Origin of the sequence: Burkholderia sp. MSMB1072 (assembly GCF_001524725.1) — a bacterium.
Classification (GTDB): Bacteria; Pseudomonadota; Gammaproteobacteria; order Burkholderiales; family Burkholderiaceae; genus Burkholderia.
This window is the reverse complement of the sequence record NZ_LOYC01000015.1, coordinates 103,373-109,912: the sequence shown is the minus strand read 5'-3', so window position 1 is coordinate 109,912 and position 6,540 is coordinate 103,373. Positions and strand designations below refer to the sequence as shown.

Annotated in this window: 7 protein-coding genes; 6 read left to right on the top strand and 1 reads right to left on the bottom strand. The window is 68.1% G+C overall.

Going from position 1 to position 6,540, the window contains the following annotated elements; translation table 11 throughout:
* Positions 1-310 precede the first annotated feature (310 nt).
* Positions 311-1,573 carry an SGNH/GDSL hydrolase family protein gene (locus tag WS89_RS08110; RefSeq protein ID WP_059790409.1) on the bottom strand — a complete coding sequence of 421 codons (1,263 nt, stop codon included), beginning with the start codon at positions 1,571-1,573 and terminating at the stop codon, positions 311-313.
* Between the two features lie 201 nt (positions 1,574-1,774).
* Here WS89_RS08110 and paaA point away from each other — a divergent pair, with 201 nt between their 5' ends.
* From paaA to WS89_RS08080, 6 genes are all read left to right on the top strand, one after another.
* Entirely contained in the window at positions 1,775-2,773 is a 999-nt protein-coding gene (gene paaA / locus WS89_RS08105) for a 1,2-phenylacetyl-CoA epoxidase subunit PaaA (RefSeq protein ID WP_059790407.1), read from the top strand.
* A gap of 36 nt (positions 2,774-2,809) precedes the next feature.
* Entirely contained in the window at positions 2,810-3,094 is a 285-nt protein-coding gene (gene paaB, locus WS89_RS33675) for a 1,2-phenylacetyl-CoA epoxidase subunit PaaB (RefSeq protein WP_006482881.1), read from the top strand.
* Positions 3,095-3,102: 8 nt separating this feature from the next.
* On the top strand, positions 3,103-3,906 hold the full coding sequence (paaC, locus tag WS89_RS08095; protein WP_059790405.1) for a 1,2-phenylacetyl-CoA epoxidase subunit PaaC: 804 nt from the start codon (positions 3,103-3,105) through the stop codon (positions 3,904-3,906).
* A 25-nt stretch (positions 3,907-3,931) separates the two neighbouring features.
* The gene (gene paaD / locus WS89_RS08090) at positions 3,932-4,492 is read left to right on the top strand and encodes a 1,2-phenylacetyl-CoA epoxidase subunit PaaD (RefSeq protein ID WP_059790404.1); all 561 of its coding nucleotides are present in this window, start codon (positions 3,932-3,934) and stop codon (positions 4,490-4,492) included.
* A gap of 2 nt (positions 4,493-4,494) precedes the next feature.
* Complete coding sequence (paaE, locus tag WS89_RS08085) at positions 4,495-5,583, top strand: 1,2-phenylacetyl-CoA epoxidase subunit PaaE (RefSeq protein WP_034209525.1); 1,089 nt, start codon at positions 4,495-4,497, stop codon at positions 5,581-5,583.
* Positions 5,584-5,711: 128 nt separating this feature from the next.
* Positions 5,712-6,533, top strand: coding sequence for a DUF1835 domain-containing protein (locus tag WS89_RS08080; RefSeq protein WP_059500085.1), 822 nt, complete (start codon positions 5,712-5,714; stop codon positions 6,531-6,533).
* Positions 6,534-6,540: the final 7 nt, after the last annotated feature.

The following is a 6,540-nucleotide window of genomic DNA, read 5'->3' as shown; positions in this document are numbered from 1 at the left end:
TGTTTCGCAGCGCGTCAACAACTTTCTGCACGACATCGTTGCGACTGCGGGGCCATCTTCCTGCGCCGCCGGGCTCGCTACTTCCGAACCTCAACAGCACCGCTTCCCTTCCTCCCGCGCTGCGTTTCCGTTAGCGCGAAAGAGGCGTGATTCTATGCATCCGCCCCCGTCCATGCAAGCTCTTTTGAAGAAAGTTTGAAAAAGCCTCCGTGCGCTGCCGCGCACGGAGGCTTTGGGCGCGACGCACGATGTCACGCTGTCGGCCCGCAGACCGGCGACAACCTTTCTCCCTCCTATATATAGAAGCGCGTCACTTGCTGCCCACCGCAGCCCGCAGTTGCTCGACCGGCACCGCGTCGGCCATCGCCGCGTAGCCCGCATCGCTCGGATGGATACCGTCGCCGCTATCGTATCGGCGCTGCAGCACGCTCGGGCGCGCCGGATCGCGCAGCACCGCGTCGAAGTCCACCACGCCGTCGAACCCGCCGCCGCGGATCCACCGGTTCACCTCGAGCCGAATCGCTTCGCGTCCGGCCGGCAACGCCGCCGGCGTGAGCGTCGCACCGAAGACCTTCACGCCCTGTCGGTGCGCCGCCTCGATCAGCCGGCGATAGCCGTCGATCAACGACGCGGCCGTCACCTGCGTATGCGGGTGATCGCAGTCGAGCCCCGCGCGCGGCGGCATCGCCGCGAAGTTGATGTCGTTGATCCCGATCAGCACGATCGCCGCCTTCACGCCCGAGCGCGACAGCGCATCGCGCTCGAACCGCGACGCCAGCGACGTGCCGTAGCACGCGGAATCGCTGAGCAACCGGTTCCCGCTGATGCCGAGATTCACGACGCCGATCGAATCGGCGCCCGACGCCGTCAGCCGACGCGCGAGCGCGTCGGGCCAGCGACGGTTCCGGTTCACGCTGGAGCGCAGCCCATCGGTGATCGAGTCGCCGATCGCGGCGACGCTGGCATGCGCGGAGCCGACTTCGACGGCCAGCTCGGTCACCCACGCATATTGGGTAAAACGGGTGCGGAACGCGGCGGCGGCCGGATCGCTCACATGATCGCCGGGCCCAGACACATAGTTGAACTGGTTCGACACGCGATGCCAGACCGTCATCCGCTGGTTCGGCCCCATCCGGAGATCGATCGCATACGGCTGCGCGGCCATCACGTCGATCGCCACCGGATCGCTTTCGAGCTCCTGGCCCGGCGCGAGCGTCACCGACGCCTTGCCGCCGAACCGCACCGGTACCGCCGCGCCGCCGGCAAGTGCCGCCCCTTCGCCGGCGCGCGCAAGGCTCGCGCCCTCGACGACCAGCGGCGCGCGACCGTATGCGTTGCTCACGCGAATCCGCGCGGCCCGCCCCGACACGGTCGGGTAGACGATCTGGCGCACGGTCCGCCCGGCCACGTCGGGAGCACGGTAGAGCGGCGGCGGCGAGGCAAGATCGGGAATCGGCTGCAGCGCGGTCGCCCACGCGGCGACCCAACCGGCCGGCGCGGCCGACGCCGCAAGCGGCGACACGAAAACGGCCGCGCCCAGCGCTACCGCGGCGAAACTGCTTCGAAATGACATCGGCGAAATCCTCATCGGAAAGCGGGCATTGTGCCGCAGAAGACGCGAGGCCCACGTGCGGGGCCGTACTCGCGCCGCCCGATCGCGCCCCGACTTCTGTCGTTTACCCGAATCCCGCCGCAAATTCGCGAGAAATTTATTAACCGACCGGTCGGTTGGTTTATACTTCGCAACACACTCAACCGGACGAGAGCTTTCGCCATGTACACGCAATCCCTCGACATCCCCGGCAACGTCGCGCCGCTCGACGCCGCAGCCGAGTCGCCCGAGCAGGCGCGGTTCGATGCGGTGATGGCCGCGGACGGCAAGATCGAACCGCAGGACTGGATGCCCGACGCGTATCGCAAGACGCTGATACGCCAGATCTCGCAGCACGCGCATTCGGAAGTCGTCGGCATGCTGCCGGAAGGCAACTGGATCTCGCGCGCGCCGAGCCTGAAGCGCAAGGCGATCCTGCTCGCGAAGGTGCAGGACGAAGCCGGCCACGGCCTCTATCTTTATAGCGCGGCCGAAACGCTCGGCGTATCGCGCGATGCGCTGATCGACGCGCTGCACGCCGGCAAGGCGAAATACTCGAGCATCTTCAACTACCCGACGCCGACCTGGGCCGACGTGGGCGTGATCGGCTGGCTGGTCGACGGCGCCGCGATCATGAATCAGATCCCGCTGTGCCGCTGCACGTACGGCCCGTACGCGCGCGCGATGATCCGCGTGTGCAAGGAAGAGTCGTTCCACCAGCGCCAGGGTTTCGACGCGCTGCTGTCGATGATGAAGGGCAGCGACGCGCAACGCGCGATGGTCCAGCAGGCCGTCGACCGCTGGTGGTGGCCGGTGCTGATGATGTTCGGCCCGAGCGACGTCGATTCGGTCCACAGCAGCCAGTCCGCCAAATGGGGCATCAAGCGGATCTCGAACGACGATCTGCGGCAGAAATTCGTCGACGCGACGGTCGACCAGGCGAAGGTGCTCGGCGTGACGCTGCCCGACCCCGACCTGAAGTGGAACGAGGCGCGCGGCCACTACGACTACGGCACGATCGACTGGGACGAATTCTGGCGCGTGGTCAACGGCGACGGCCCGTGCAACAAGGAACGCCTCGCGACCCGCGTGAAAGCACACGAAGACGGCGCCTGGGTGCGCGAAGCCGCGCTCGCGCACGAAGCGAAGCGCCGCGCCCGCGCCGAACAGCACGCCGCCTGAGCGGCACCCCTCGAATTCAGGAATCAGGAGAAAGCGATGAACAAGGAATGGCCGATCTGGGAAGTGTTCGTGCGCAGCAAGCAGGGCCTCGACCACAAGCATTGCGGCAGCCTGCACGCCGCCGACGCGACGATGGCGCTGCGCATGGCGCGCGACGTCTACACGCGTCGCCAGGAAGGCGTGAGCATCTGGGTGGTGCCGTCGTCGGCGATCACCGCGTCGGATCCGAGCGAAAAGGCCGAACTGTTCGAGCCGGCGGGCGACAAGATCTACCGTCACCCGACGTTCTATACGCTGCCCGACGAAGTCAACCACATGTAACGCGCGCCATGACGATCACGCCCGAACACCTCTCCTATGTGCTGCGCCTCGCGGACAACGCGCTGATCCTCGGTCAGCGCAACGCCGAATGGTGCGGCCACGGCCCGATCCTCGAGGAAGACATCGCGCTCACCAACATGAGCCTCGACCTCATCGGCCAGGCGCACATGCTGTATACCCACGCGGCCGAACTCGAGCGCCAGCTCACCGGCGCGACGAAGACCGAGGACGACTACGCGTACTTCCGCACCGAGCGCGAGTTCGCGAACTTCACGCTCGCCGAGCTGCCGCACTACGGCCCGGTGTCCGGCACCGCGCACGCCGACAAGGACTACGCGGTGACGATCGTGCGCAACTTCCTGTACGCGACGCTGATGCTGCACGTATGGAGCGCGCTGGAAACGTCGACCGACACGCAACTGGCCGCGATCGCCGCGAAATCGGTGAAGGAAACCCGCTATCACGTCCAGCATGCGCGCGAATGGCTCGTGCGCCTCGGCGACGGCACCGACGAATCGCACCGCCGCGCGCAAGCCGCGCTCGACTACCTGATGCCGTATACGCGCGAATGCTTCGCCGCCGATGCGATCGACGACGCGATCGTTGCAGCGGGCATCGGCCCGGCGCCGGCCGCGATCGAAGCCGCGTGGCGCGCGGACGTGGACGACGCGCTCGCGGAGGCCACGCTGACGCTGCCGGCGCCGGTGAAGCATGTGACGACCGGCAAGCGAGGCGAGCATTCGGAACACATGGGCTACCTGCTCGCGGAAATGCAGAGCCTCGCGCGCCAGCACCCCGGCGCGAGCTGGTAACCGGCCCACGCCACGGAGCCCGACGATGTCCGCCCAGACCGCTGCCCCAGCCCACGACGCCGCCGCGCACCGCGACGATCCGCTGCTCGCCCGTGCGTGGGACGTGCTGGAAGCCGTGCCCGACCCGGAGATCCCGGTCGTGTCGATCCGCGAGCTCGGCATCCTGCGCGACGTCCGCCGCGCGGACGACGGCCGGCTCGAAGTCGTGATCACGCCGACCTACTCGGGCTGCCCGGCGATGTCGCAGATCGCCGAGGACATTGCAGCCGCGCTGCAGGCCGCCGATCTGCCGCCGCACCGGATCGAGACGGTGCTCGCGCCCGCATGGACGACCGACTGGATCACGCAGGAGGCGCGCGACAAGCTGCGCGCGTACGGCATTGCGCCGCCGGCCGGCCAGTGCGGCAGCGCCGCGCCGCGGGAAAACGTCGTGCGCTTCGTGCCGCGGCCGGTCGCGGCACCCGCCTGCCCGCGCTGCGGTTCCGCGCGCACCGAACGTCTCGCGCAGTTCGCGTCCACGGCCTGCAAGGCGCTGTATCGCTGCGTCGACTGCCGCGAACCCTTCGACTACTTCAAACCCTACTGAATATGGCGACCCCGCAATTTCATCCGCTGCGTATCCGCGACGTGCGGCCCGAGACCGCCGACGCCGTGACCGTCTCGTTCGACGTGCCGCCCGAGCTGCGCGACGCATACCGCTTCACGCAGGGCCAGTTCGTCACACTGAAGACCCACATCGACGGCGAGGAGACGCGCCGCTCGTATTCGATCTGCGTCGGCACGACGGACTACGACCGTGACGGCGAACTGCGCATCGGCATCAAGCGCGTGCGCGGCGGCCGCTTCTCGAACTTCGCGTTCGACACGCTGAAGCCCGGCCACACGATCGACGTGATGACGCCGGACGGCCGCTTCTTCACGCACCTGAACGCCGACCACGGCAAGCAGTACGTCGCGTTTTCCGGCGGCTCGGGGATCACGCCGGTGCTCGCGATCGTGAAGACGACGCTCGAACTCGAGCCGCGCAGCACGTTCACGCTGATCTACGGCAACCGCAGCGTCGACGCGATCATGTTCGCGGAGGAGCTCGAGGACCTGAAGAATCGCTACATGAACCGCTTCGTCCTCTATCACGTGCTGTCCGACGACCTGCAGGACGTCGAGCTGTTCAACGGCGTGCTCGATCAGGCGAAGTGCGCGGAATTCCTCGCGACGCTGACGCCGGCCGACGCGATCGACGAGGCATTCATCTGCGGCCCGGCGCCGATGATGGACGCCGCCGAAGCCGCGCTGAAGGCGGCCGGCGTGCCGCAGGCGAAGGTGCACGTCGAGCGCTTCGGCACGCCGCTGCCGCAGGCCGGCGCACCGGTCGTCGAGATCACCGACCAGACGCCGGCCGCCGACCTCGAAATCGTGCTCGACGGCAAGAAGCGCAAGCTGCGTTTGCCGTACGAAGGCGTGAGCCTGCTCGACGTGGGCCTGCGCGCCGGCCTCGCGCTGCCGTATGCGTGCAAGGGTGGCGTGTGCTGCACGTGCCGCGCGAAGGTGGTCGAAGGAGAGGTGCGGATGGAGAAGAACTACACGCTCGAGGACCACGAAGTGAAGGACGGCTTCGTGCTCACGTGCCAATGCCACCCGATCAGCGACAAGGTCGTCGTGAGCTTCGACGAACGTTGAGCGGCATCGCGTCGCGGCGCCCGACGGTTTCTCGCCGTCACACATCTCGCTTACACTAGGGGCCGCCGGCCGGCTGGACGTCGCAACGTCCGCCCGGCCGGCGGTTTTCTTTTGTTGACGACAGGCCGATGAGTACCATTCATGTGATTCAGGGCGGCACCGCCGCCGCGTCGCTGCGCGAGGCTCTTGCGCAAGCCGGACGCGACGAGCGCGTCGTCGGTTTGCTCGACGATCTCGGCGTCGGGCCGCTGAAGGGCGCCGACGAGACGCCCGACACGCGCGCCGCCTTCTGGCAGCACGTGCTCGGCAACCAGATTCCCGACTGGAACGCGGAAATCGAAGGCGAATTCGCACGCCTCGACCAGCTCGCGACGGAGACCGGCCAGGTCGTCGTGTGGCACGCGCCGAGCGTCGGCGACAAGCTGCTGCTGCGCCGCGTCGCCTATCACCTGCGCAACGTGCCGCAGCGCCTGAACGAGGTGCGGCTGTCGGCCGCCGATCTCGACGCCGCGCAGCGCGCGTCGCTGTCGCGCACCGACCAGGCATGCGCGACCGGGATGTTCTCGCCCGCGGAACTGGCGCGCAAGCGGCCGGCGGCCGCGCCGGTCTCGGTCCTGCGCATCGGCCGCCTCGCGCTCGAATGGCAGGAAGCGAAGCACCTGAACGCCGAACTGCGTTATTGGGTCAGCAACACGATCAAGAGCGGCCACTACGCCGATCTCGACGCACTGATCGTCGCGCGCGCGGAAACCGACTGGCAGCCTGCGCGGCGCCTCGTCGGCAGCATCATGGCCGCCGCCGACCGCGGCGGGCTGTTCGTCAGCGACTCGATCGCCTGGTGGCGTTGCCGCGAGCTGGCGGTCGCCGGCCGGCTCGAGCTGCAGGACGATGCGCCCGACGCCCTCTCTTCCACGCAGGTGCGCGCAGTCCGCGCCGCCCCGCACCGCTAATCTTCCG